Source organism: Mesoflavibacter sp. CH_XMU1404-2 (assembly GCF_037029465.1).
GTDB lineage: Bacteria > Bacteroidota > Bacteroidia > Flavobacteriales > Flavobacteriaceae > Mesoflavibacter.
The window spans coordinates 16463-42660 of sequence record NZ_JAYMEM010000005.1 but is presented as its reverse complement, the minus strand read 5'-3'; the positions used below and the strand labels follow the sequence as shown (position 1 = coordinate 42660).

At 31.9% G+C, this 26198-nt stretch carries 21 protein-coding genes, 1 tRNA gene and 1 pseudogene; 11 read left to right on the top strand and 12 right to left on the bottom strand.

The window, feature by feature from the left end; translation table 11 throughout:
- Positions 1–201 precede the first annotated feature (201 nt).
- Both WA327_RS03535 and WA327_RS03530 read left to right on the top strand, forming a co-directional pair.
- A complete protein-coding gene (locus WA327_RS03535; RefSeq protein ID WP_336066560.1) occupies positions 202–1074 on the top strand; it encodes an AraC family transcriptional regulator in 873 nt (290 codons plus the stop codon).
- Between the two features lie 80 nt (positions 1075–1154).
- Complete coding sequence (locus tag WA327_RS03530) at positions 1155–2228, top strand: PA0069 family radical SAM protein (RefSeq protein WP_336066558.1); 1074 nt, start codon at positions 1155–1157, stop codon at positions 2226–2228.
- A gap of 124 nt (positions 2229–2352) precedes the next feature.
- On the opposite strand, the gene WA327_RS03525 is transcribed toward WA327_RS03530, so the two are convergent.
- The 3 genes from WA327_RS03525 to WA327_RS03515 all read right to left on the bottom strand — a co-directional run bounded on the left by WA327_RS03525 (position 2353) and on the right by WA327_RS03515 (position 4238).
- A complete protein-coding gene (locus tag WA327_RS03525) occupies positions 2353–3009 on the bottom strand; it encodes an HD domain-containing protein (RefSeq protein ID WP_336066555.1) in 657 nt (218 codons plus the stop codon).
- Positions 3002–3742, bottom strand: coding sequence for a lysophospholipid acyltransferase family protein (locus WA327_RS03520; RefSeq protein ID WP_336066554.1), 741 nt, complete (start codon positions 3740–3742; stop codon positions 3002–3004). The genes WA327_RS03525 and WA327_RS03520 overlap by 8 nt, the downstream gene beginning before the upstream one ends.
- Before the next feature lie 85 nt (positions 3743–3827).
- Positions 3828–4238, bottom strand: a complete 411-nt coding sequence (locus WA327_RS03515) for a BrxA/BrxB family bacilliredoxin (protein WP_223077702.1) — start codon at positions 4236–4238, stop codon at positions 3828–3830.
- A gap of 244 nt (positions 4239–4482) precedes the next feature.
- Between WA327_RS03515 and WA327_RS03510 the strand changes: the two genes are divergently transcribed.
- Positions 4483–5295 (top strand): DnaJ domain-containing protein, encoded by an 813-nt coding sequence (locus WA327_RS03510; protein ID WP_336066551.1) that lies wholly within the window; start codon positions 4483–4485, stop codon positions 5293–5295.
- 26 nt (positions 5296–5321) lie between these two features.
- Here the strand turns inward: WA327_RS03510 and WA327_RS03505 are convergent, their stop codons facing one another.
- Positions 5322–7574 (bottom strand): TonB-dependent receptor, encoded by a 2253-nt coding sequence (locus tag WA327_RS03505; protein ID WP_336066549.1) that lies wholly within the window; start codon positions 7572–7574, stop codon positions 5322–5324.
- 103 nt (positions 7575–7677) lie between these two features.
- Here WA327_RS03505 and WA327_RS03500 point away from each other — a divergent pair, with 103 nt between their 5' ends.
- Positions 7678–8331, top strand: a complete 654-nt coding sequence (locus WA327_RS03500) for a metal-dependent transcriptional regulator (protein ID WP_336066547.1) — start codon at positions 7678–7680, stop codon at positions 8329–8331.
- A 3-nt stretch (positions 8332–8334) separates the two neighbouring features.
- On the top strand, positions 8335–9156 hold the full coding sequence (locus WA327_RS03495; protein WP_336066545.1) for a ZIP family metal transporter: 822 nt from the start codon (positions 8335–8337) through the stop codon (positions 9154–9156).
- 139 nt (positions 9157–9295) lie between these two features.
- Here the strand turns inward: WA327_RS03495 and feoB are convergent, their stop codons facing one another.
- From feoB to WA327_RS03480, 3 genes are all read right to left on the bottom strand, one after another.
- The gene (feoB, locus tag WA327_RS03490; RefSeq protein WP_336066543.1) at positions 9296–11392 is read right to left on the bottom strand and encodes a ferrous iron transport protein B; all 2097 of its coding nucleotides are present in this window, start codon (positions 11390–11392) and stop codon (positions 9296–9298) included.
- Positions 11389–11622: a FeoA family protein gene (locus tag WA327_RS03485; protein WP_336066541.1), complete on the bottom strand. Its 234-nt coding sequence runs from the start codon at positions 11620–11622 to the stop codon at positions 11389–11391. The genes feoB and WA327_RS03485 overlap by 4 nt, the downstream gene beginning before the upstream one ends.
- A gap of 72 nt (positions 11623–11694) precedes the next feature.
- Positions 11695–12369, bottom strand: a complete 675-nt coding sequence (locus WA327_RS03480; RefSeq protein ID WP_336066538.1) for an SCO family protein — start codon at positions 12367–12369, stop codon at positions 11695–11697.
- Between the two features lie 166 nt (positions 12370–12535).
- On the opposite strand from WA327_RS03480, the gene rseP reads away from it, so the two are divergent.
- Positions 12536–13876, top strand: coding sequence for an RIP metalloprotease RseP (gene rseP / locus WA327_RS03475; protein ID WP_336066535.1), 1341 nt, complete (start codon positions 12536–12538; stop codon positions 13874–13876).
- Positions 13877–13947: 71 nt separating this feature from the next.
- Positions 13948–14021: transfer RNA gene (locus tag WA327_RS03470), tRNA-Asn, on the top strand.
- 60 nt (positions 14022–14081) lie between these two features.
- On the opposite strand, the gene WA327_RS03465 is transcribed toward WA327_RS03470, so the two are convergent.
- Complete coding sequence (locus tag WA327_RS03465; RefSeq protein ID WP_336066965.1) at positions 14082–15389, bottom strand: MFS transporter; 1308 nt, start codon at positions 15387–15389, stop codon at positions 14082–14084.
- Positions 15390–15484: 95 nt separating this feature from the next.
- Between WA327_RS03465 and WA327_RS03460 the strand changes: the two genes are divergently transcribed.
- Positions 15485–16510, top strand: a complete 1026-nt coding sequence (locus tag WA327_RS03460) for a LacI family DNA-binding transcriptional regulator (protein ID WP_336066532.1) — start codon at positions 15485–15487, stop codon at positions 16508–16510.
- Here WA327_RS03460 and WA327_RS03455 read toward each other — a convergent pair.
- The 4 genes and pseudogenes from WA327_RS03455 to WA327_RS03440 all read right to left on the bottom strand — a co-directional run bounded on the left by WA327_RS03455 (position 16507) and on the right by WA327_RS03440 (position 21471).
- Positions 16507–17388, bottom strand: coding sequence for a carbohydrate kinase (locus WA327_RS03455; protein WP_336066529.1), 882 nt, complete (start codon positions 17386–17388; stop codon positions 16507–16509). The genes WA327_RS03460 and WA327_RS03455 overlap by 4 nt on opposite strands.
- On the bottom strand, positions 17388–18893 hold the full coding sequence (locus WA327_RS03450; protein ID WP_336066526.1) for a glycoside hydrolase family 32 protein: 1506 nt from the start codon (positions 18891–18893) through the stop codon (positions 17388–17390). The genes WA327_RS03455 and WA327_RS03450 overlap by 1 nt, the downstream gene beginning before the upstream one ends.
- Before the next feature lie 79 nt (positions 18894–18972).
- A pseudogene (locus WA327_RS03445) lies at positions 18973–20325 on the bottom strand (sugar porter family MFS transporter); the annotation flags it as partial.
- A gap of 195 nt (positions 20326–20520) precedes the next feature.
- On the bottom strand, positions 20521–21471 hold the full coding sequence (locus WA327_RS03440) for an NAD-dependent epimerase/dehydratase family protein (RefSeq protein WP_336066524.1): 951 nt from the start codon (positions 21469–21471) through the stop codon (positions 20521–20523).
- A gap of 154 nt (positions 21472–21625) precedes the next feature.
- On the opposite strand from WA327_RS03440, the gene WA327_RS03435 reads away from it, so the two are divergent.
- The 3 genes from WA327_RS03435 to WA327_RS03425 all read left to right on the top strand — a co-directional run bounded on the left by WA327_RS03435 (position 21626) and on the right by WA327_RS03425 (position 26192).
- Positions 21626–22147 (top strand): hypothetical protein, encoded by a 522-nt coding sequence (locus tag WA327_RS03435; RefSeq protein ID WP_336066522.1) that lies wholly within the window; start codon positions 21626–21628, stop codon positions 22145–22147.
- 2 nt (positions 22148–22149) lie between these two features.
- Positions 22150–22656 carry a nuclear transport factor 2 family protein gene (locus tag WA327_RS03430; protein ID WP_336066520.1) on the top strand — a complete coding sequence of 169 codons (507 nt, stop codon included), beginning with the start codon at positions 22150–22152 and terminating at the stop codon, positions 22654–22656.
- A 95-nt stretch (positions 22657–22751) separates the two neighbouring features.
- Positions 22752–26192 (top strand): T9SS type A sorting domain-containing protein, encoded by a 3441-nt coding sequence (locus WA327_RS03425; RefSeq protein WP_336066518.1) that lies wholly within the window; start codon positions 22752–22754, stop codon positions 26190–26192.
- Positions 26193–26198 lie beyond the last annotated feature (6 nt).

Below are 26198 nucleotides of genomic sequence, written 5' to 3'. Positions count from 1 at the left end.
TCTTTTTTGAGGGTTACACTGCAAATGTATGTGCGTTTTACAGTTTAGAAAACAGCTAAATTGGTAAAAATATATGCTATATTAACAGATATGATTATTTCGAAAACGTTATAGTGAAATATAGCATATTTTCAGGTTAAATTTGCATAGATTTTAAAACAGATAATTTGTAATTTTGTTTTAGAATTAATCTTGAACGTTTTGGCAAACAATAAACCAACATTCGAAAAAATAACTCCAGACTTTGGAAGCTCTATTACCGCTATTCAAAAAACAAAAAAGCGTAAAAGGAGTGATGCGTTTTGGCATTTTCATCCAGAAATAGAGTTGGTTTACGTTAATAAAGGAAAAGGTAGACGTCACATTGGTAACCATCTATCTTATTTTAATAACAGTCAGTTAATATTAATTGGCTCTAATTTGCCACATAATGGGTTTACAGACCGATTGACTTCTAAAGGAAAGGAAACACTAATACAATTTAGACCAGATTTTTTAGGCGATCATTTTTTTAATATTCCAGAGATGGCTGCAATTGCAACCTTACTTGAAAAAGCAAAAAAAGGAATTTTATACAGACCAGAAACAAAAAAACTGGTAGGTCCAAAAATTGAAAAGTTACCAAAACATAAAGGCCCAAAGCGAGTAATTAAGCTTTTAGAAATTTTACATCTTTTATCACAAGCAAAAGACTATGTTTTGTTAAATGCAGATGGTTATGCTTTTGAAACACAGCCACAAGACAGCCAAAAGATTGATAAAATTTTCAAGCACATCAATGCTAATTTCCAAAGTCATATAAGTTTAGAAGAAGCTGCAGACCAAGTTAGTATGACGGTTCCTGCATTTTGTAGATATTTTAAAAAAGCAACAGGAAAAACCTTTACGCAGTTGGTTAACGAGTATAGAGTAGTGCATGCAACTAAGCTTCTTTTAGAAAGCAAAAGCAGTATTACAGACATCTGTTTTGAATCTGGATTTAATAACTTCTCTCACTTTAATAAAACCTTTAAGGAGAATACAGGTAAAAGTGCATCGCATTACAGAAGCGAAATGCAACATCTTATTGGTTAATCAAACATTTTGTTGATAATTATTCGTTTATGTGAAATTTCAGAGTCATATATTTTGTAATTTTACAAAAATTATAAAATATGTTGAATAATTCTATTAAAAAAGGACGCGGAGCACAGCAAAATGTTCATAATCGTTTTTTTGAGTTGTCTCATGAAGTAAGAGATGATTTTTTAGAATTTTGTGAAAAAGAAGGAGAAATAGCAGATAAGGACAAAACCCAATATTTAGAAGTCTATCCAAAAACAATCGTAAATAAAGTAAATTCTCCAGATGTTGGTATGTCATATTCTATGAATATGTATCAAGGTTGCGAGCATGGATGCATTTATTGTTATGCAAGAAATAGTCACGAATATTGGGGCTATAGTGCAGGTTTAGATTTTGAAAGACGTATACTAGTAAAAAAAAATGCCCCACAACTTTTAGAAGATTTTTTAAAGAAGAAATCATGGAAAGCACATCCAATTGTTATGTCTGGCAATACAGATTGCTACCAACCAGCCGAAAAGCAATTTGAAATAACCAGAAAATGTTTAGCGGTTTTTCTAAAATACAAACATCCCGTTGCTATTATTACTAAAAATACATTGATTTTAAGAGATTTAGATCTTTTAAAGGCATTGCAAAAAGACCAGTTAATTAGTGTAAATATTTCTATTACATCTTTATCAGAACAAACACGACGTGTATTAGAACCAAGAACAGCTACCATAAAAAAACGACTTGAAACCGTAAAAATTTTAAGCGAAAATAATATACCTGTTAATGTTATGTTGGCACCAATAATACCATCTATAAACAGTCATGAAATTTTACCTTTAGCAAAAGCAGTAAGTGAAGCTGGAGCATTAAGTATTGCGCATACTATAGTAAGACTTAACGGTGCAATTGGACAAGTATTTACAGATTGGATACAGAAAAAAATGCCAGATAAAGCAGAGAAAGTACTTAATCAAATTAAAGACTGTCACAACGGAAATTTAAACGATTCTAGATTTGCAACACGCATGAAAGGTGAAGGTAATATTGCAAAACAAGTTTCAGATTTAATGCAACTGGCTAAACTTAAATATTTTAAAGATAAAGTAATGCCAACATTAAACACAAACCTACACGAAAGTTGTAAAGACGGACAATTAAAGTTATTTTAGTATTAATTTGTTAGTCATTTCGAACGTAGAGAGAAATCGCATAACGTATAAAAGATGGTGTGTTTTACTTTTTTATTTCACTTCGACTTCGTTCAGCGAACAAGATTAGGAATAATATTTTAAACTACTTCTCACCATGCCATTCAGCATAAAACTGCTTTAAAAAATCAACCATGTAGTTGTGTCTTTCTTCAGCAATTTTACGACCAGTTTTGGTGTTCATTTTGTCTTTTAACAACAATAGTTTTTCGTAAAAATGATTAAGTGTTGGTGCTGTAGACGCTTTATACTCTTCTTTTGTAAGGTTTAAATTAGGTTTAATTTCTGGATTGTAAAGTGCTCTGTTTTTAAATCCACCATAATTAAATGTACGTGCAATACCAATAGCGCCAAGTGCATCTAACCGATCTGCGTCTTGTATCACTTCTAATTCTTTAGAGTGAAATGCAGCAGTCTTATCTATATTAGAACTAAAAGACACGTTTTCAATAATTTTAATAACGTGATTAATCACTTCGGTAGAGACGTTTTGTTTCACTAAAAATTCGGCAGCAATTATTGGCCCAACAGTATCATCTCCATTATTAAATTTACTGTCTGCAATATCATGTAATAAAGCACCAAGTGCAACTACCAATTCGTTTACAGTTTCAGCTTTACCAATTAATAATGCATTTTTAAACACACGCTCTGTATGAAACCAATCGTGTCCGCCTTCAGCAATTTTTAAAGTGGTTTTTACAAAGGTTTTAGTTTGTTCTATAATTTGATTGTTATCCAAAAGTTATAGCGTTTTTTATCGTGTTTTCGGTAGTATCAATAAGCGTTTGTGTATCGTCAAAATCACTAACTTTTAATGGTTTGTGTACAGTATATTTTAGACGGTAACCAATACCCATTGGAAATTTTCCATAAATCAAAGTCTTCCAAGAATTGTTTATCGTAATCGGGAAAATATAAGCATTTGGCGCATGCTCAATTAAAGTAGCTAAACCACGTGTTTGAAACGGTTTTGGTTGCCCATCACGACTACGTGTTCCTTCAGGAAAAATAACAACACTTCTGTTATTTTTTTCAATATAAGTAGCCATTTCTTTAATCTTGCTAAGCGCTTGTTTAGCGTCTTTTCGGTCAATTAAAACCGATCCGCCATGTCTTAGATTATAAGATACACTTGGTAAACCTTTACCTAATTCTTTTTTACTAATAAATTTAACATGAAACTTGCGCATAAACCAGATTATTGGCGGAATATCATTCATACTTTGGTGATTAGCCACAATAATTACAGGTACATTTTTAGGTAAATCTTTGGGTACTTTAAACTGATAGCTACAACCTAAAAAATGTAAGCAACGTGTCAAGCAAAGATTAAGGTAATCTACACTTTTTTTATGTGCTTGATAGCCAAACACATTAAAACAAAACCATTGTATTGGATGAAAAACAAGTAAGCTTAACCCAAAAAATAGGAAGTAAATACAAGTTAACGGATAAGCTAAAAGTTTTCTCATTAGTAGTCATTGTTTAAGCTTCAAAAATAAAAAAACCACGATAAAAAACCGTGGCTTTTAAATAATACTTTATTGTTATAAAGGCTTAGCAGTGCTCGTTATAAGCATCCATAAGGTTTTGTGCAATAAGTTCTGCTGGTCTACCTTCAATATGATGTCTTTCTAACATGTGTACTAATTCGCCATTTTTAAAAAGCGCCATACTTGGTGAGCTTGGAGGAAATGGTACCATGTGTTGTCTAGCAACATCAGTAGCTTCTTTATCTACACCTGCAAAAACCGTAACCGCATGATCAGGTTTTTTAGGATTGTTTAAACTCATTTTTGCTCCTGGACGTGCGTTAGCAGCAGCACAACCACAAACCGAATTTACAACTACTAAAGTTGTTCCTTCTTTTGCTAATGCAGCTTCTACAGCTTCAGGTGTATGTAATTCTTCAAAACCAACGTTTGTTAAGTCTTCGCGCATTGGTTTTACTAATTCTGCTGGATACATATTTATGTAATTTTTGTATTTATAAATCTATTCTTTGCAAAGATAAGCAAAAACCATGCAAAAGTTATTTTGGCGTTACCTGATAACACTTATGGTGTCATAAGGTCAGGCTATCGGCAGTCGCGCTTTGCAAGGCGCTCCAACAAAGCCTCTATCCTTAACGCAGTTACCAGCCAAAACCAGTAACAAAACCAACAAAAAGTATACTTACAATGTGTTATATTTACAGCAAAAAATTAAATCTATGAGCGGATTAAAATGGATTGGGGCAACCTTAGGTTGGTCTTTAGGTGGACCAATTGGTGCAATTATCGGATTAGCATTAGGTAGTATTGGCGATGCGTTTGCAGACGGAAAAGGTGGCTCTTTATTGGGTGACGGACAAACAAAACAGCAAAGACCAAGATACAATCAACGTCAACCAAAATACAGAACAACACCAAACTACCGTACTCAAGAGCAAAAGAGAGCACAAACGACTTCAGGAGATTTTGAAGTTAGTTTACTAATCTTAGCTTCTGTAGTGATAAAAGCAGATGGTAGTCAAGACCAACGTGAGCTTGATTTTGTACGAATGAAGTTTGTAGAAATGTATGGTAAAGATAGAGCCAACAAAGCCTTTAGGTTATTTAAACAAATTAATAATCAGAGTATTAATACGCGTCAAGTTTGTATGCAAATTAAGCACATGATGGATCATGCAGCGCGCTTACAACTACTTCATTTTTTATTTGGAATTGCCAAAGCAGATGAGATTGTAGTTGACGAAGAAGAACGTCAAATCTACACCATATCAGGTTATTTAGGTATAAGCAGTCGTGATTATAATAGTATAAAGGCGATGTTTTATAATCAATCAGACAATGCTTATAAAATTTTAGAAATAGATAAAACAGCAACTGTAGACCAAATAAAAAGAGCCTATCGTAAAATGGTGATGAAGTATCATCCAGATCGTGTAGAGCATCTTGGCGAAGAACACAAACAAGGCGCAGAAGCGAAGTTTAGACAAGTACAAAAAGCTTACGAACAATTACAGAAAGAACGTGGGTTTTAATTTGTTATTCAGCTGTTGTTGCTGACCTATTCTAAAGTATAACGCATCCCAAAAAACACTCTAATTCCTTGGTTTGGGGCATAAACATAAGAAGGATCAAAGGTTAGTGCATAAGGATTATCTGGTGTAGCAACAACATTACCGTTATTATCAAATTGTACGTTCTCGTCAAAAGGATCGTTAGTTCTAGCAATAATAAACGGATTACCTTTATTTGGTGTCCAATCCAATACGTTTTTTACGCCTCCATAAATATCAAGATTTTTAAACTTATCGTAGGTTAATTGTATGTTTTGTATGCTCCAAGTAGGCGAGTAGTCTTGTCTTGGGTCTAAACTTCCTAAAGTGGGTAATCGCATAGGTCCATAAACATTACCAGTATAATCTATGGTTAAATGGGTCGGATAATGTTTGTAGGATATTCCCCAAGTTCCTGTAAAACGTTCGGTTAAAATTTGTCGTGTACTTATGTTGTTTTCAGTTTGTGTAACATCTTGTATTGTCGCACCAATATTCGCTTTAAAACCAGCAGCAAAAGTAGCATTTACATTAACACTAATTCCTTTAGAAACTGAATGTCCATCTAAATTATCGTAAATTATTTGATTTGGGTTAGAATCGTAATCTGGTAAAATAGCATTAGTAAAATAGGTGTACCAAGCCGAAGCATCAAAGGTGAAAATCATGCCTTTTTTGGTGTATAGTTTTTTTAGATAGTTAAGGTTGATGTTGTAGGATTGTTCAGGTTTTAAAGTTTCTTCAATTATTACATCTCTTGCGCCAGTTAAAGCAGCATGATCTTCAGTAAAAAGGTTTACAACTCTAAAACCTGTTCCTGCATTAATTCTAATAATATCATCTTCGGTTGGTTTGTATTTGTAGGCAATACGAGGTGTTAATATAGAGCCATGTCTATTGTCATAATCATGTCTTAATCCTAAAAGCAAGTTTTGTTTATTGTTTAGCTTAATTTCATCTTGAATAAAAAGTGAAGGTATTATAACTTCATCTGCATTTAAAGTCGCTGTTGTATTATCGTTATAATAGTTGTATCGTAACGCTGCACCAAATAATAAATCGTGATTTTTTAAGGGTTTATCCCAAACCAATTGCGTAAAACCAATACGTTGTTTTGCTAAGTATGGCGTATCACCATAAACAGAGTTTTGGTCATGATCAGAATATGAAAATTGCAGATTAATATGTTCTTTAAAAGGTAATTGATATTTACCTAAAACTTCAAATCGGCTAGTGTAAATGCTTTCGCCGTAAACTTCATTTCCACCACGAAAACTTTTATTCCATTGTAATTCTCCGCCCCAACGATCTTCATAAAAATAACGTCCAGCAAGCGAAAATTTGCGGTTATCTTTTCGTTTAAAATCCCATTTATTAAATATTGAAACTCGGTCTTGAAGCGTTAAATCTGTAAAATTATCATTGTTATTATCTATTGGATTATCATATTTAAAGTAGTTAGTTACAAAAAGCAACGTTGCTTTTTCTCCAATTTTAGTTTTAAAACCAGCATCAACATTAAGTTCTCCCCAAGAATTGATAAAGCTATCTGCAAATACAGTTGGAGCATTTTCAGAAGCTTTGGTAATGATATTAATTAATCCACCAACAGCTTCACTACCGTACAAAGAAGAAGCTGGACCTTTAACAATTTCGACTTGTTCGATCAAAGAATTTGGTATACCTGACAATCCATAAACAGTAGACAAACCACTAACAATTGGCATACCGTCTATTAAAACTAAAGTGTACGGACCTTCAAGTCCGTTAATATGTATATCTCCAGTATTACACACATTACAATTTAATTGCGGTCTTACACCATTGACATTTTGTAAAGCCTCAAAAATATTTGGAGTTGGATTTTTTTTGAAAAACGTTGGTGTGTATACTTCAACAGGAACAGCACTTTCTAATCTGTTCACAGCTTTTAATGTTCCAGAAACTACAACTTCATCTAAAGATTGGTTGTTTATGAGTTGAAAAGTTAGATTTTGAAAGTTTTTATCAATTAAAATATCTTTTCTTTCAGTCTTAAACCCAACGTAAGACGCGATAATAGTGTGATGTCCTTCGGGTACGTTTTTAATTTCAAAATGTCCATTTTCATCAGTTGTAGTACCAATTTTAGTATGTTCTAGATAGACATTTGCATAGGGTATTCCTTGGTTTTCAGAAGAAATTTTACCTGAAATACTAAACGTATTTTGTGCTGTACTGATAGTTGAAAATAGTATAAAGAATAGTAAAAATCGTTTCACTTCTGTCTAATTTTTATGCAAATATAAATAAAAGTTTAGACTAGTCTAAAAATATGTTTTTGAATATAAAAATTTGTATCTTTGCTTATCTAAAACATAAATTGTGACATTATCTGAAGAAAATTATCTAAAAGCTATTTATCATTTAGGAAAACAAGGAAGTGAAGCTGTAAGCACAAATGCTATTGCAGAGCAGATGGAAACTAAAGCGTCTTCGGTTACCGATATGATAAAAAAATTAGCCGAAAAAGATTTAGCTAACTATGTTAAATATCAGGGAACAAGTTTAACTAAATCAGGTAAACTAGCTGCAACTTCAGTAATAAGAAAACATAGATTATGGGAAGTTTTTTTAGTTGAAAAACTTGGTTTTACTTGGGATGAGGTGCATGATGTTGCAGAACAATTAGAGCATATTAAATCTGAAAAATTAATTAATCAATTAGACCAGTTTTTAGGTTTTCCGAAGCATGATCCTCACGGCGATCCAATACCTGATAAAGACGGAAATATGGTTGCTAAAGAGAAAACAATCTTAGCAAAAGTAAATCCTAATTCACAAGGCGTTTGTGTTGGTGTTAACGACTCTTCTTCAGATTTTCTAAAGTATTTAAGTAAGAATGATATCGAATTAGGGACAACAATTAAAGTCTTGGCAAAAGAAAGTTTTGACGACTCTATGACTATAGAATTTAATGACAAAACGCTTCAAATTTCAAAGTTAATTTCAAATAATATTTACATTAAATTGATATAAATAATGGATAGTATTGTACAATATTTTGAGTCTATAGATCCAATATTAGGTGCGTTATATGCATCGTTATTCACTTGGATAGTTACAGCTGCAGGTGCATCTTTAGTATTTCTTTTTAAAGGAATGAATAGAGCATTGCTAGACGGAATGCTAGGTTTTACTGGCGGTGTTATGGTTGCAGCAAGTTTTTGGAGTTTATTGGCACCAGGAATTGAAATGAGTCCTGGCGAAGGTTTTGTAAAAGTGATTCCGGCAGCAACAGGTTTTGCTTTAGGTGCGCTTTTTATTTTTGGCTTAGACAAAATTTTACCGCATTTACACATTAATTTTAAAGAGGAAGAAAAAGAAGGCGTAAAATCTCCTTGGCGTAGAACAACCTTATTAGTTTTAGCAATCGCTTTACATAACATCCCAGAAGGTTTAGCAGTTGGTGTGCTTTTTGGTGGTGTTGCAGCAGGAATACCAGAAGCAAGTATTGGCGGTGCAGTAGCTTTGGCTTTAGGTATTGGTATTCAAAATTTTCCTGAAGGTTTAGCTGTATCTATGCCATTAAGACGTCAAGGTGTAAGTAAGTTCAAAAGTTTTTGGTATGGACAAATGAGTGCTATTGTCGAGCCCATTTTTGCTGTTATTGGCGCAGTAGCAGTAACCTTTTTTATACCTATATTACCTTATGCACTAGCTTTTGCGGCAGGTGCAATGATTTTTGTAGTTGTTGAAGAAGTCGTGCCAGAAACCCAACGTGATAACTATACAGATATTGCTACCTTAGGATTTATCGGCGGATTTATTGTGATGATGACTTTAGATGTGGCTTTAGGGTAAGTAAGTTAGTTATCTAACAACCACAATCATCGCTTCCGCAGGCTTTTTTGGCTTTCTTTTTAAAGAAGAATTTTTTGATTAAAAATGAAAGCGCCAAACCAAAGGTTAAAAAAACTAATATGTTTTGAAAAGTGTTCATTTATTTTAAAAATTGAAATGCCATTAAAGCAGTAATATAAGCAATTGAGGTCATAATTACAAGCTGCAAAACTGGCCATTTCCAGCTATTAGTTTCTCGTTTAACAATGGCTAACGTACTCATACATTGCATGGCAAACGCATAGAATAATAACAGTGAAATACCAGACGCAAAGTTAAATAACGGTCCGCCAAGTATCGGGTTCACTTCTCCTGCCATTCGGTTTTTTATGGTGTCTTCATCATCATTTCCTACACTATAAATAGTTGCTAGTGTACCAACAAAAACCTCACGAGCAGCAAAACTACTTACAATTGCAATACCTATTTTCCAATCGTAACCCAAAGGTCTTATTGCAGGTTCTATAGCGCGACCAGTAATACCAATAAAAGAATATTCTAATTTTTGAGCCGCTATTTTTTGGTCTAATTCGTCTTCACTTAAATTTTGTGAAGCGTATTCTGTTTTTATAATTTCTTCAGCATTATTAAACTCGTCACCAGGACCATAAGACGCTAAAACCCAAAGAATAATTGAAATGGCTAAAATGATTTTACCAGCACCAAAAACAAACGATTTTGTTTTTTCTAAAACCGTTAAAGCTACATTTTTAAATAAAGGTAGTTTGTAGTTAGGCATTTCTACTACAAAAAAGGTTTTACTCTTTATTTTTAAGACTTTATTTAAAATATATGCTGAAAGAATTGCGGCACCAAAACCAATTAGATACAATAACATTAAAGTTAAGGCTTGATAGCTTAATCCTAAAAATCGTCCTTGAGGAATAACCAGAGAAATGATAATTAAATACACTGGTAATCTAGCCGAACACGTTGTAAAAGGCGTAACTAAAATGGTAATTAGACGTTCTTTCCAGCTTTCAATATTACGAGTTGCCATAATTGCAGGAATAGCACAAGCAGTTCCTGAAATTAAAGGAACGATACTTTTTCCGCTTAAACCAAAACGTCGCATAATACGATCCATTAAAAACACCACACGACTCATATAACCACTTTCTTCTAAAATGGAAATGAAGAGGAATAAAAATGCAATTTGCGGTATAAAAATAACAATACCGCCAAGTCCAGAGATAATACCTTCGGCTAATAAATTAGTAAAAGCACCTTCTGGAAGTGTATTTTTTACCCAATCACTTAGATTAGCAAAGGTACTGTCAATAAAATCCATTGGTACAGCAGACCAATCGTAAATAGCTTGGAAAATAGTTAATAGGATGACAAAAAATATTGCGTATCCCCAAACTTTATGGGTTAGAATACGGTCAAATTTGGTACGTAAATCTTTGGCTTGACTTACATCTATAGTTTGTCCTACTTTAAGCGTATTATTAATAAATTGGTAACGTTTTATGGTTTCCTTTTGCTGTAAACGTTTTAAATCGCTTTTAGATTTGGTTTTAAAACTAGCAATGGTATCCATTTCATTTCGGTCTGTTTTTCCAAAATTAACATCTTGGGTAATGACCAACCAAAGTTTGTATAATAACTGATTTGGAAATGCTTTACGAAGTTTGTCAAAGTAATCTGGATCAATTTCAGATGCATGTAAACACGGTTCTGTAGACAATTCTCTAAAATTAGAAATCAAATCTTTTAAACCTTCAATACCTTGTTTTTTTCGTGTACTTACTAAAGCAATCTTTGTATTAAGCTCTTTTTCTAAATATGGAATATCTAATGAAATACCTTTATAACTCATTCTGTCTGCCATATTGATAACAAGAATGGTTGGGATTTCTAGATCTTTTATTTGTGTGAAAAGTAAAAGGTTTCGTTTTAAATTTTCGACATCACTTACAACAACAGCAACATCTGGGAAGTCTTTATCGTTTTTGTTTAAAAGAAGCTCGATCACTACATTTTCATCTAATGAAGACGCATTTAAACTGTAAGTCCCTGGTAAATCTATGATATGAGCCTTAACACCTCGTGGTAATTTGCAAATACCTTCCTTTTTTTCAACAGTAATCCCTGGGTAATTACCAACTTTTTGGTTAAGACCTGTTAAGGCATTAAAAACTGAGGTTTTTCCTGTATTTGGATTACCAATTAAGGCAACATTTATCTGCTTCATATTGCTTCTTTTTCAATAATAATATGAATAGCGGTCTCTTTTCTAATAGCCAAATGACTTCCGTTTATGTTAAGGTACATTGGGTCTGCAAATGGCGCCAGCTGTACTAACTCTACACTATTGCCAGGTAAACAACCCATTTCGAGTAGTTTTAATGGAACGTGTTTTGAAGATACATCAATAATGATAGCACGTTCTCCTCGTTTTAAAGTGTCAAGTGTTAGATTCAAGCTTATTTAGATTGATTTTAAAGAAGCAAAAGTAATGGAAAAATTTAGCCTAAAAAAATTGTAGGCAAAAAACTAGTCTTCGTACTCTTTTTTTAACGTTTTAATATCTTTTAATAGACGTTGTATTTCTTCTTTTTTAGTACCGTCGTAATAGCCTCTAATTTGTCTTTTTTTGTCAATTAGCATAAAGTTTTCGGTATGTACCATACCGTAATCGTCTGGCATTCCATCGTCTTTAACTGCTAGATAGCTCTTTCTGGCTAAACGATAAATTTGACCTTTGTCTCCGGTAACTAAATTCCATTTACTATCAATAACACCCTTTTTTATAGCATAGCGCTTAAGCTGTGCAACACTATCAATTTTTGGGGTTACTGAGTGTGATAGAAGCATAACTTCGTCATCATTTTTAATTTCTTTTTGAATATCTACCATATTATCTGTCATAATCGGGCAAATGGTTTGGCAGGTTGTAAAAAAGAAATCGGCAACGTAAATTTTGTTTTTATAGTTGTCTTGGGTAATGGTGTCTCCGTTTTGGTTGATCAAACTAAAATCGGCTATTTTATGATATTTAATTTGATGTTGAATAGTGCTATCAACCAACTCTGTGCTTACATCTGCAGGTTGGTAGATTGGTAAAGGTTTTTCAACTTTAAGAATATTGTAAAAAATGGAAATAATTATAATTGAAATAATTCCAAAAACGATAGCAAATTTTTTATAAGCTTTAAAAAAGTTAAGCATGCCAAGTAAATTTAATTTCGGACTACAAAAATACAAGTAAAAAGAGGATTAACTCTATGACATTGCTCATAAAATTTGTTAATTCTACTTAAGCATAAGGTATTAAGTTTTTTATACTAAGCTTAAATACTTACTTTTGCCGACTACTATTGAATAAAAATACTAAATGGAATTTATCATAAAAATAGGACAGTTTTTATTAAGTCTGTCTTTGTTAATTGTTTTACACGAATTGGGGCATTTTATCCCAGCAAAAGCATTTAAAACTAGAGTAGAGAAGTTTTACCTGTTTTTTGATGTAAAATACTCTTTATTTAAGAAGAAAATAGGCGAAACCGTTTACGGTATAGGTTGGTTACCATTAGGAGGTTATGTGAAAATCTCTGGTATGATTGACGAAAGTATGGATACCGAACAAATGGCACAAGAACCACAACCATGGGAATTTAGATCAAAACCAGCATGGCAACGCCTTATTATCATGTTAGGTGGTGTTTTTGTTAATTTTTTATTGGCCTTAATTATTTACATTTTAGCGTCTTTTGCTTACGGAGATACAGATATTTCAGCATCTAGTTTAAAAGATGGATTTGCTATTGAAAATCCAATTTTAACAAAAATTGGCTTTAAAACAGGAGATAAGGTTGTAAAAGTAGATGGAGAACCTGTTACTTACGAATCAGATATTAGAAGAAATATTATTGGAGCAAGTAATGTAACTATAGAGAGAGATGGCGCAGAAAAAACTATAGAATTACCTATTGACTTTTTAGGGCAATTATCTTCTAGTGAAGATAGAACTTTATTTGGTTTGCGTCAACCTTTTATTGTTGATAAGGTTATGGATACCTCTTTAAACAAATCTGTTGATTTGAAGAAAGGAGATATTTTTAAATCGATAAACGGTAAACCTGCCGAGTATTTTGATCAAATAGTACCAATTTTAGAAAATACAAAAGGACAAACAGTAACAGCAACAATAAAAAGAGGAAATACAACAATTAATCGTGAGTTAAAAGTTGATCAATATGCTAAATTAGATATTCTAACAGAAAGAAGCATGAAACAATATGAAGAGTTAGGATATTTAAAAATTATAACTAAAAATTATTCTTTTGGAGAAAGCTTCGGAGTTGGTTTTAATAAGTTTACAAGTCAAATAGGTTCTTATTTTAGTCAATTAAAAGCAATTTTTAATCCAAAAACTGGTGCTTATAAAGGTGTTGGAGGTTTTAAAGCAATCTATGACATTTTTCCAGATACATGGAGTTGGCCTGCATTTTGGGGATTAACAGCGTTTTTATCTATTATGTTAGGTGTGTTAAACTTATTACCAATACCAGCTTTAGATGGTGGTCATGTTATGTTCTTATTATATGAAATGATCTCTGGGCGTAAACCTGGAGAGAAGTTTCTAGAAAAAGCTCAAATGGTTGGATTCTTTATTTTAATTGCTTTAGTATTGTTTGCTAACGGTAATGATATTGTAAAAGCAATTTTTAATTAAATTTTTTAAAATTATTATTTGTAGTATTTAAAAAAACATATATATTTGCGCTCGCAACAGCGAAAAAACACTCCTCCTTAGCTCAGTTGGTTAGAGCATCTGACTGTTAATCAGAGGGTCCTTGGTTCGAGCCCAAGAGGGGGAGCAAAAATTAACCCGATACGAATGTATCGGGTTTTTTTGTACTTAATATTTAGAGGTTTTTTTATCTAGTTTTTACAGATTCTTTTAAACGCATCGCTAATACTGCTGCAATTGCAAAAAACATTCCAGCAAATAACATTGCGTTTATAGCATTATCAGATAAAAGATATTTATAAATAGGACCAAACGATAATGTTTGTATAAACATTGGTATTACAATCATCATATTTAAGATTCCCATGTAAACACCTCTTCTTTCTTTAGGAACAATTTTAGACACCATAGTGTAAGGTATTCCCATCATAGCTGCCCAACCAATACCAAATAAAATCATCGGAATTAAAACCATATAAGGATCAGAAATATATGGAATCGAAAATAATGCTATTGCTGTACCCGCTAAACTTAATGCGTATACTTTTTTTCCTCCATAACGAAGGGTTAGAGGTACTAAAGCTAAAGCAACTATCATTGTAACTGTATTGTAAGTTAAGCTCATTTTCGCTGCTTGTGAAGCTGCTTCAGAAGTTGTATATCCCATTGTTTTTTTAAATAGAGGTGTAGTAAATTGCCAATAAATAAAAAGAGCATACCATTGGAAAAGGTAAACACCACCTAACTTCCACATAAATTTAGGCATCTCTTTTACAGCTTCTTTAATTTCAAAAAAAGGGTTTAAAATTCGTTGACTTAAAGAGAGTGTTTTGATTTTATTAATGTCTTTTAATTCTTCTTCGGTTGGAGGGATTTCAGGAGTTTTAAAAACAGACCACAAGATAGTTGTTAATGATAAAAAAGCACCTATGTAAAACGAGTAGTAAATCCATTGCGGAATTTTACCAGCTTCCTCTACAGATTCACCTCCAAACAAATATTGAAATAAAACAATAGAACCATTTGCAAGTAGTATTCCTGCACCAACAAACAAGCTTTGCATTTGGTAGCCTAAGCTAAGTTGTTTTTCTGGTAATTTATCACCTACAAATGCACGATAAGGCTCCATAGCCATATTGTTACCTACATCTAAAATCCATAATAATCCAACAGCAAACCAAAGTATAGGACTATGCGGAAAGGCAAACAAACATAAACTACCTAATAAAGCACCAATTAAAAAATAAGGTTTACGTCTTCCCCAACGGTTAGACCAAGTTTTATCAGACATGGCACCAATTATAGGTTGTACTATTAAACCTGTAACAGGACCAGCAATATTTAGTAATGGTAACATATCTTCTGAAGCACCTAAATATAAAAATATCGGGTTTATTGCTGTTTGTTGTAAACCAAAGCTGTATTGTATACCAAGAAATCCAACATTCATGTTTAGGATTTGCCAAAAGGACAATTGTGGTTTTGCGACTTTCATTTTATGTGTTAAATTCATAAATTTAGTATTAAAATATTTAGGTTTCACTATTATTTTATCACTATATTGTCTATTCATCAATAATTAATTAACCAATGTCCAAGCCTACGCTAAGAGAAATAGCTAATACTTTAGGGCTTTCAATTGCTACAGTTTCTAAAGCTTTGAAAGGTTATTCTGATATTAGTATTGAGACTAAGCAAAAGGTTAAAAAGCTTGCAGAACAACTTAATTATAAACCAAACTCTTATGCGCAAAGCTTGCAGAGTAAAGAATCTAAAACCATTGGTTTAATAGTGCCAGAAATTGTTCATCATTTTTTCTCTAATGTTATTTTAGGTGTTGTTAAAACTGCTGAAAAACATGGGTATTTAGTTATTACACTTCAGTCTGATGAGAAATATGATGTTGAAAAAGCTCAAATAGAACAATTGCTTAACAAAAATGTAGATGCTATTTTAATGTCTTTAGCAGATAATACAGTAGATCATAAACATGTTGAAAGTATTAGAGATAGTGGTGTTCCTGTAGTTTTATTTGACAAGATTTCAAAACTTATAAATTGCCATAAAGTTGTAATTAATGACGAAAAAGCTGCGTTTGAAGCAACCAATTATTTAATAGAAACTGGCTGTAAAAAAATTGCCCATATTAGAGGTGTTTTAAAACCGCAAACAACAATAGATAGATTAAAAGGGTATAGAAAAGCTTTAGAACACCATGATATAGAGTTTGATAAAAACTTAGTTTTTGAAGCCACAAATCTATCTTTAGAAGACGGGCAACGTATTGCACAAACCATTTTTGATAAACATAAAGACGTAGATGGAGTTTTTGTTTTAACAGATTTAATTGCTTCTGGTGTGCTAATGCAGTTTAACGAATTAGGTGTAAAAGTGCCCGAACAAATATCTGTAATAGGTTTTAGCAATTGGTTAATTACACAATTAACAACACCAACCTTGTCTACCGTAGATCAACCAGGTTTTAAGATGGGGCAAGCTGCTTTTAATTTACTTTTAGACGAAATTTATAATTTAAAAAACAATAAAGAAGTGAATTATAGAACTATTGAAATCCCGACGAAAGTTATTGCCAGAAATTCAACAAAGCATATTTAGTTATTCATTATCAGTTTTATATCTTCGTCTAAAATCTTTGGATTTGCACCTTCAGATGCAGCAACAATAGCACCAACAGCACAAGCATAATCAATAGCTTTATTAGAAGCCTTTTCATTAATAATTTTATATAACAAAGTTGCTAAAAATGAATCGCCAGCTCCAACCGTATCTACTACGTTAACTCTAAAACCTAAACTTTCATAAAAATTAGAATTAGAAAGTAAAATAGCGCCTTTATCACCTCTAGTAACACAAACATGAGATGCGTTAAATGTATAAGAAATGTAAGTCATTTTATCTTCAATTGAAGTGAAGTTTTGATTCAATTCTTTTAAAATTAGTTCTAATTCTTCGTCATTAAATTTGATAAAATCTGCCGAATGCATCAATTCAAATATTAATTCAAAACTAAAAAATGGCGGACGCAAATTAACATCAAAGACCTTAAATTTTGCAACTTTTAACAATTTAAAAAGAGTGCTTTTAGAGACTTCATTTCGGCAAACTAAACTACCATAAATAAAAACATCGCTTTGCCTTACTTGTTCTAGATTTTGCTTATTTATTTCAATATTATCCCAAGCTGTTGGAGATTTTATTTCATAACTAGCAGATCCTTTTGAGTCTAAAGTAACATTAACTTGACCAGTTTGATAGTTGTCTTTTAATTGAATATTGCTAGAATTTATTTTATTCTCTTTTAAATATGCAATCAATTTTTCACCTAAAATATCGTTTCCTACAGCACTAATTATCGAAATATCATTACCAAAAGCGTTAAGTCTTAACGCAACGTTTAATGGTGCTCCGCCAATTTTTTTATTGTCAGGAAACATATCCCAAAGCACTTCGCCAAAACAAGTAAAAGAGGTCATTATTTGGAAGTTTTAATTTGACTTACTATTAATGTTTTTAATAGTGTTTCTGAGTTGTTTTTTGTTGAAATGGATAAATTTTCAAACGGTTCTGTAGGGAAAAAAATCTCGGTCATTACAGTTTCTCCTTCATTATAAAAAATTTCAACAGATGTTTTATCTATTACAATTTCAACTTTAATTTTAGATTTTAGATGATTAAAATTCGCTTTAGAAACTGTATTTGCAAACTTATCAGAAAAACTCAAATTTCCAGATTTAGAACGATCTATAAAGTAGTTTAGAGTTTTGTTGTTAATACCAAATTTCAACTTTTCATCTAAATTATTAGATAAAGTGAATGTGTAAATATCACTTTTTAAATTTGATAGCTCTACTTCAATTATAGATTTATTTATGTCAATATTCTTACCTTCTATTAGATTGAAATCTTTAGAAAAAACTATGTTCTCTTTCTTTATTTCTTTGGTTTTAAATTGATTAAATTCATTTACAGGCTGGGATGTGATTATAAACTCGTTATTAAATTTCTTTAATTTTAATTCTCTAGGAATTGTCATGGCACTACGCCAAGTTTCAGTTGGGACTACTTGTGCATATTCCCAGTTAGATATCCATCCAATAAATAATTTTCTACCATCACTTTCTGGAATATTTGACCAAGTAACGCCTGCGTAATTATCTCTTCCATAGTCTAACCAAACAGCTTCATTTTTTTCTAATTGATTTTTAAATGTTTTATCTATAAAAAAACGTTCTCCATCAAAATCTCCAACAAAATATTGTGTGCCAGAGCCACCGTTAATATGACCAGGATTAATACTTTGTAGTAAAACCCATTTGGTTTCGTTAGTGTTTTCAACTTTTAAAGGGAAAAAATCCGGACATTCCCAAACGCCATCATGATTACCTAGGTCTTCTCCAAAACTTGAAAGGTATTTCCAATCTTTTAGATTTTTAGAGCTGTAAAAAAGTGTTTTTTCATAAGTTGCTAAAGCCATTAACCACTGTTGGTGTTGCTGATCCCAGATTACTTTTGGGTCTCTAAAATCTTTAATTCTAGGGTTTTTTAGTACAGGGTTGTTAGTATATTTTGTCCAAGTTTGTCCTTCGTCTAAAGAATAAGCAATACCTTGGGTTTGATAATCTATTTTACCTTCTTTTTCTGCTTGTGCATTATGATAAGTAAATATAGCAACTATTGGAGTTTTACCTTCTTTACCAAAACCCGAAGTATTGTTTTTGTCGACTACTGCACTACCAGAAAAAATATAACCTAAATCATCAGGATAAAGTGCAATGGGTTGTTCTGCCCAAGTTACTAAATCTTTGCTTACAGCATGTCCCCAATGCATTGGTCCCCAAATATTATCTTTTGGGTAATATTGAAAATATAGATGGTATTTACCATTTAAAAAAAACATACCATTTGGGTCATTCATCCAACCATGTTTTGGTGTAAAATGAAAGTTTGGACGGCATAGCTTATCTTCTGGAGTAACCATTGATGATTTGTTATCTGCTTTGATAATGTTTTTACAGTTAATTGCTATTGAAAAAAATAGAATACAGCTTTATATTATTTCAAGCGTCTTCACTTCTAATTAATTTTTTACTTAAATCTTCTAAAGAAATTCCTTTAGTTTCTGGCATTAAGAATAATGCGAAAGCTAATTGAAATACCATCATAACAGCAAAAAACGCAAAAATAGGCCAAGGATTATCTTTAAAAATACCTTGATCTTTATCTAAAAACAACGGAGTGACTAATGTTATTATTGCTGCAAAAACCCAATGTGTACCACAACCAAAAGAGTTACCCATGGCTCTAACTTTATTTGGAAATATTTCTGAAATAAACACCCAAATAATAGCCCCTTGTCCAATAGCATGAGATGCTACAAAAATGATAATAAATGATAAAAGTATTATAGCATCTGCATTAGTTTTAAAAGCCCAAGCAACTATTGATAAACTTATAATATAGCCTATAGAACCTATGATTAATAATTGCCTACGTCCAAATTTATCTATCAAACTCATACCTATTATTGTAAAAATTAGATTAGCTAATCCAACATAAACAGATGCTAAAAATGGATTTTCTACACCTGCTCGATTAAAAATTTCAGGTGCGTAGTAAAGTAGAAAATTGATGCCTGATAATTGATTAAAAAACGCAACTAAAAAAGCTAACAGCAAAGGAAAGTTGTATTTTTTATTAAACACGCTAGTTGTGTTTTTTTCTAAACCATTAAATTCAGTTTTAATTTCATCAAGTTTTTGCTTAGCTTCTTCCTTAGTGTGAATAATATTTAATATTGAAAGCGCTTCTTCATCATTATTTTTTTTTGTGATTAACCAACGCGGACTTTTTGGTACACCTAAAATCATAATACAATAAAAAAGAGCTGGAGCAGCTTCTACACCAAGCATCCATCTCCAATCATTTACACCATCAAAACCTTTAAGCCAATAGTTTGAAAAGTAAGCTAGTAAAATTCCGAAAACAAGATTAAATTGATATAGAGCAACTAATTTACCGCGATTTTTAGCAGATGTAATTTCTGTAATGTACATAGGTGCAACTACAGAAGACGCTCCAACACCTATACCTCCTATAAATCTAAAAAAGGAAAACGAATATTTATCTAAAGCTAAAGCAGAACCTAAAGCAGATATTAAAAATAGTAACCCAATCCAAAATAATGTTTTTTTACGTCCAAATTTATCCGCAGGTAAGCCTCCTAATAGCGCTCCTATCACTGTTCCCCAAAGCGCCATAGACATAATAAAAGTCCCATGAAATAGAGGAGAAGTGTTCCATAATTCTTTTATTGGCTCATTGGCACCAGAAATAACTACGGTGTCAAATCCAAATAAAAAGCCTGCAATAGCAACAGTTAAAGACCAAAAAACTGTTTTGTTTCTCATAGATTTAGTTTGTTTAGTTACCTGTAAATTTAATCAACAAATAATAAAACATAAATTTACTGTAAGAAACAAGGTTATTTTTATACCGAAAACGTTTAAGAGTCAAAAAGATGAAAAAAGCTTGGTTTTTAGGCTATACAAATAATGATTTATTTTGATATGAGAAAAAACAGTAAAATTTTATGAAGCCTCTTTTTTTTAATTTTGAGATTTATTTAGATTAGTAAGCATTTCTTTAGTGATAGCATCTAAATCAAAATGATGTTTCCAATCCCAATCCTGTTGTGCTTCTGTATCATCTATACTGCTAGGCCAAGAATCGGCAATAGCTTGTCTAAAATCAGGTTGATACGATATTTTAAAATTTGGAATTTCTTTTTTGATGGAATTAGTTATTTCTTCAGGTGTAAAGCTTATGCCGGCTAAGTTATAAGAAGATCTAATTTTTATATCTTCTGCTTTTGCAGTCATCAATTTAACGGTTGCATCAATAGCATCATCCATGTACATCATTGGTAGTGCTGTGTCTTCACTTAAAAAACACTCGTAAGATTCATTTTTCAATGCTTCATGATAGATTTCTACAGCATAATCTGTTGTTCCTCCGCCAGGTAAAGTTTTCCAGCTAATTAATCCTGGATATCTTAAACTTCTTACGTCAACATCATATTTTTCATGATAATATTCGCACCAACGTTCGCCAACTTGTTTTGTTATTCCGTAAACTGTAGTTGGCTCCATCACAGTGCGTTGTGGAGTGTTTTGTTTAGGTGTTGTAGGTCCAAAAACAGCAATGCTAGATGGCCAAAATATTTTTTTTATGGCTTTGCCTTTAGCAAGATTTAAAACATGAAATAAAGACTGCATGTTTAAATCCCAAGCTTTCATTGGGTATTTTTCTCCTGTTGCACTTAAAATTGCAGCCATAAGGTAGATGGTGTCTATATTATGTTTTTCGCAACAAATTTTAAGAGACGCATAATCCATTGCATCAATAATTTCAAAAGTACCAGAGTTGACTAAATCAACATTATTGTAATTAATATCACTAGCAATAACATTTTTATTGCCGTAAATTTCTCTTAATTTATAAGTTAACTCAGATCCAATTTGGCCACAAGCCCCAATAATTAGTATTTTTTCGCTCATTTATTAATGAATTATGCAAATTTCAGCTCAAAAGTAAGAACAATTTTAAAGATATTTCAATAAAAAAATGCTAAAAGTTACAATAAAAGATTAGTTAAAACTTAAGGTTTAAAAGTAGTATCTTTTATATTTGTTTTTAGATATTTTTTAAGTCATGAAAAACCTATTTATTATTCTGTTTTGCTGTGTTTTATCTGTTAGTTGTAAAAATAAAACAGATCAAAATGTTGGCACAGATCAAAGCAAACAGACAGATTCTTTAGCTATAAAAAAGGAAGATATTAATAAAATTAATTATGTAGATATTGGTTTAGATGTAAAGACTAATAAGATAGTGCCTACTTGGCAAGCATACCAAACGTTGGCAGATGCTGTACAAAGTCTAAAGCAAGCCGATTATTCTTTTTTTAATTCAGATATAGAAGTTTTTACTACTGCAATTAAAGATTTAGAAGAAACTATACCAGCAGATATAAAAACACAATCTATAGAAGCCAGAGTTTTAGCTTTTAAAACTAAATTGCTAAATCTTAAAGATCTTAAAAATCTCAGTTTTATCGATAAGAAAGATATCCTTTTTGCTACTAAAGAGGTTTTTGTAGCTTTTTCTAATCTTAATTTGCAGATTAATAAAAAGCTTGAAAAAGATAGTCAAAACATTGAAAGACCGTATTAATTATGAAAAACCTAGCCATTATGTTTCTGCTATTTGTATCAGTATTTCAACAACAATCAAGTGAAACCGAAATAAAAAAACTAATCAATACCACATTAGACAATTGGCATAAAGCAGCTTCAAATGCAGACTTTGATGCTTATTTTGATTTAATGGCTGATGATGCTATTTTTATTGGTACAGATGCTACTGAAAATTGGAAGTTAGAAGAATTTAAAGCATTTTCTAAACCCTATTTTGATAAAGGAAAAGCGTGGAGTTTTACTGCTTTAGAACGAAATATATATTTAAATAAAGAAGAAAATTTAGCTTGGTTTGATGAGCTTTTAGACACTCAAATGGAAATTTGTCGTGGATCTGGAGTTATGAAGTTAACTGACCAAGGCTGGAAAGTACAGCATTACGTTTTATCCATTACGATACCAAACCCTAAAGTTGAAAATGTCGTAAATATTAAGAAAGAAACAGATAGTTTATTAAAACAAAAACTGACTATTAAAACAGAATAAATGCTCTAAACAAACATTTTAACTCTTTTTGTTGTCTGTTTGTCAGGTTTTTAAATAAATTCTTCTATTTTTGTACGTCAAAAAAATTAAGATAAATGAAAAGAATTTTACTTATTGTAGTAACACTATTATTATCAATAACAGTCCAAGCTCAGTTTAACGAGAGCGCTCCTTGGATGAAGTTATTAAACACAACTAATAGATCAAGTGATAATCCAATTAAATTTCAAGAAATTGTAGATGCTTTTAATACTTATTGGTTAACACACGATAAAGACCAAAAAGGAAGCGGTTATAAACCATTTAAAAGATGGGAAGCATATTGGGCTAACTTCGTAAAAGAAGATGGTACTTTACCTACTTCAGAAGAATTGTGGAATACGTATTTACAAGTCAAAAATCAATCACAAAGTCATCGTAGTAGTAATATTTTAGTCGATCAAAGTAACTGGTTGCCCGTAGGACCTTTTACTCATACAAATACAGGATCTTGGTCTTCTGGTCAAGGACGTGTAAATGTTATTGTTAAAGATCCTAGTAACTCATCAACGTATTATGTTGGAGCACCTGCTGGTGGAATTTGGAAATCTACAGATGCAGGTATGACTTGGAATACTACAACAGATGATTTACCTCAGATAGGAGTTTCTGGAATCGCTGTAGATGGTAATAATTCAAATATCATTTATATAGCAACAGGAGATGATGATGCGGGTGACTCGTATAGTGTTGGTGTTATGAAGTCTACAGATGGAGGGCAAACGTGGAATACTACAGGTTTAAATCCTGGTAACTCACCAAGTTCTATGAATGATATTTATATCCATCCCTCAAACTCTAATATTTTATGGGTTGCGACAAATAATGGTGTTTTTAAAACAACAGATGCAGGTGTAACTTGGTCTAATCAAAATTCTGGTGGGACTAGTAATGGTACTTCTGGTTTAAACATTAAAGATGTAAAGTTACATCCTACAAACCCAGATATTATTTATGCAGCTTCTAGTAGTAGGTTATATAAATCGATAGATGGAGGAGAGAATTTTAGCCTTATTATAAGTGGGTTACCGTTTAATGGCGTATCACGTTATGTTATTGATGTTACACCAGCTAATCCCAGCGTAGTTTATGCTTTAGCAGCTAATAATAGTAGCGAATTTTTAGCTCTTTATAAATCTATAGATTCAGGAAATACTTTTACTACTGTTGCTACCTTGGCATCGGTAGGAGATATTTTTGAATCTCCTCAGGCTTGGTATGATATGGCAATGACCGTTTCTGATACAGATGAGAATGAAGTATACACAGGTGTTTTAAATGTTTGGAAGACAACTAATAGTGGCTCAACCTTTACTAAATTAAACAACTGGAGCTCACCATTTTCTAGCGCATATACCCATGCAGATATTCATTTTTTAAGATTTTTTGACGGAGAATTGTTTGCAGGTACAGATGGAGGTTTTTATAAATCAAGTAACGGAGGTACAAGTTTTACAGACCTTACTGCAGGTATGCAAATAAGTCAGTTTTACCGTATATCTGTATCAAAACAATCTTCAAGTAAAATGGTTGGAGGTTTACAAGATAATGGTGGTCATGCATTTTCTAACGGACAGTGGCAAAATTATTATGGCGCAGATGGTATGGATACTGCAATAGACCCTAACAACTCTAATATATATTATGGTTTTACACAAAATGGAGGAGGATTGTATTATTCTACAAATGCAGGCGCATCACTAACAGGTAGTGTAAGTGCTCCTGCAGGAGAAAGTGGTAACTGGATTACACCTTTAGCTATGAGTGCTAATGGCGAATTATTTTCAGGTTATAATAGCCTTTACAAATTACAAGGTGGAAGTTGGACAGCAGTTTCACCTTCTTTTGGAACTAATATAGATGTTTTAGAAATAGACGAAATTAATCCTAATAATATTTACGTAGGTACTAATTCTTCATTAAATAAAAGTACAGATAATGGTGTAACATTTAATTTTACATATTCATTTTCTTCAAATATTACTTCTATAGAAGTTAATAATACAGACAACAATATTATTTATGTTACAACATCTGGTGTTGCTGGACAAGTTTATAAATCTGTAGATGGAGGGATTAATTTTACAAGTATCTCAACAGGCTTACCAAATGTGACAAAAAACAGTATTAAACATCAAGCATTACACACTAAAAATCCTTTGTTTTTAGGAACTAGTTTAGGGGTATATAGGTATGATGATGATACTTTAATGTGGGAATTATTTAATAATAATTTACCAAACGTATCTGTAAGAGATATAGAAATTAATCTAATAGATAATAACATTACAGCAGCAACATATGGAAGAGGTATTTGGCAATCAAGTATTCCTTATGAGTTACCTCTGGATGACGTTAAATTAGTTTCGGTTTCTGGAATAGGACAAACAATTGAATGTAACGCAAATTTAGCACCACAAGTAGAGCTTTATAATAACGGACAAAATACGATTACATCTATCGACTTAACTTATAATATAGATGGCACACCTAATATGTTTACTTGGACCGGTACATTAGCATCAGAAACTTCTGTAATAGTAACTTTACCTTCATTAACATTGTCAAAAGGAACACATTCATTTAACGTGTCATCTACAATAAATAATGATACTTTTGCCGAAAATAATACCTCAGAAACTTCATACATAAATGCAAACGCGACTGGAGCAACACTTGTAGTTAATACTTTTGAAACACCTGAAGAAGCATTATTAGTTTATGACGCAGGTACTACAAATCAATACTGGCAAAGAGGTTTAGCAAGTGGCATAACCTTAAATAGCACTGTAAACAGTACAAATGTATATGGTACTAATTTATCAGGTAATTATGCAGATAATACTAAAAGTTATTTAGTATCAGAATGTTTTGATTTAACAACAGTGTCATCACCAACGTTAGAATTTGATATGGCTTTTGATTTAGAACAAGATTGGGATATTGTTTATGTAGAATACTCTTTAGATCAAGGTGCAACGTGGAGTTTACTAGGCTCAAGTACAGATGTAAACTGGTATAATAATGGACTAACATCAGGACAAAACGAAACTTGTTATAATTGTCCAGGAGGACAGTGGACTGGTGTAAATACAACTATGACACACTATACTTATAATTTATCTGCGTTTGGTACGGAGACTAACTTTATGTACAGATTCGTATTTCATTCAGATCAAGTTGTTAACGAAGAAGGCGTGATTATAGATAACCCAATCATATCTGGTACACCTTTAAGTACAGAAACTTTTAATAGTGAAACATTTAAAGTATATCCAAACCCTTCTACAGGTATATTTAATTTAAAGACTGATAGCGTTCAGCAATTAAGTATATCAGTAATAGATATAACAGGTAAAGAAATATTTAATCAACAAAACGTAAATATTCAAGACAATAATTATAAAATAGATTTAAGTGATTATTCCTCAGGTATTTACGTGTTAAATATTAAAACTTCAACATCAACAACAATTAAAAAGTTAATAGTTAAATAAAAGTTA

Bases quoted from the DNA above. Each gene is read 5' to 3' on its own strand.
- WA327_RS03530 (WP_336066558.1), top strand. From the start codon at position 1,155: ATGTTGAATAATTCTATTAAAAAAGGACGCGGAGCACAGCAAAATGTT.
- WA327_RS03520 (WP_336066554.1), bottom strand. From the start codon at position 3,742: ATGAGAAAACTTTTAGCTTATCCGTTAACTTGTATTTACTTCCTATTT.
- WA327_RS03515 (WP_223077702.1), bottom strand. From the start codon at position 4,238: ATGTATCCAGCAGAATTAGTAAAACCAATGCGCGAAGACTTAACAAAC.
- WA327_RS03510 (WP_336066551.1), top strand. From the start codon at position 4,483: ATGAGCGGATTAAAATGGATTGGGGCAACCTTAGGTTGGTCTTTAGGT.
- WA327_RS03495 (WP_336066545.1), top strand. From the start codon at position 8,335: ATGGATAGTATTGTACAATATTTTGAGTCTATAGATCCAATATTAGGT.
- feoB (WP_336066543.1), bottom strand. From the start codon at position 11,392: ATGAAGCAGATAAATGTTGCCTTAATTGGTAATCCAAATACAGGAAAA.
- WA327_RS03480 (WP_336066538.1), bottom strand. From the start codon at position 12,369: ATGCTTAACTTTTTTAAAGCTTATAAAAAATTTGCTATCGTTTTTGGA.
- rseP (WP_336066535.1), top strand. From the start codon at position 12,536: ATGGAATTTATCATAAAAATAGGACAGTTTTTATTAAGTCTGTCTTTG.
- WA327_RS03465 (WP_336066965.1), bottom strand. From the start codon at position 15,389: ATGAAAGTCGCAAAACCACAATTGTCCTTTTGGCAAATCCTAAACATG.
- WA327_RS03460 (WP_336066532.1), top strand. From the start codon at position 15,485: ATGTCCAAGCCTACGCTAAGAGAAATAGCTAATACTTTAGGGCTTTCA.
- WA327_RS03455 (WP_336066529.1), bottom strand. From the start codon at position 17,388: ATGACCTCTTTTACTTGTTTTGGCGAAGTGCTTTGGGATATGTTTCCT.
- WA327_RS03450 (WP_336066526.1), bottom strand. From the start codon at position 18,893: ATGGTTACTCCAGAAGATAAGCTATGCCGTCCAAACTTTCATTTTACA.
- WA327_RS03440 (WP_336066524.1), bottom strand. From the start codon at position 21,471: ATGAGCGAAAAAATACTAATTATTGGGGCTTGTGGCCAAATTGGATCT.
- WA327_RS03435 (WP_336066522.1), top strand. From the start codon at position 21,626: ATGAAAAACCTATTTATTATTCTGTTTTGCTGTGTTTTATCTGTTAGT.
- WA327_RS03430 (WP_336066520.1), top strand. From the start codon at position 22,150: ATGAAAAACCTAGCCATTATGTTTCTGCTATTTGTATCAGTATTTCAA.
- WA327_RS03425 (WP_336066518.1), top strand. From the start codon at position 22,752: ATGAAAAGAATTTTACTTATTGTAGTAACACTATTATTATCAATAACA.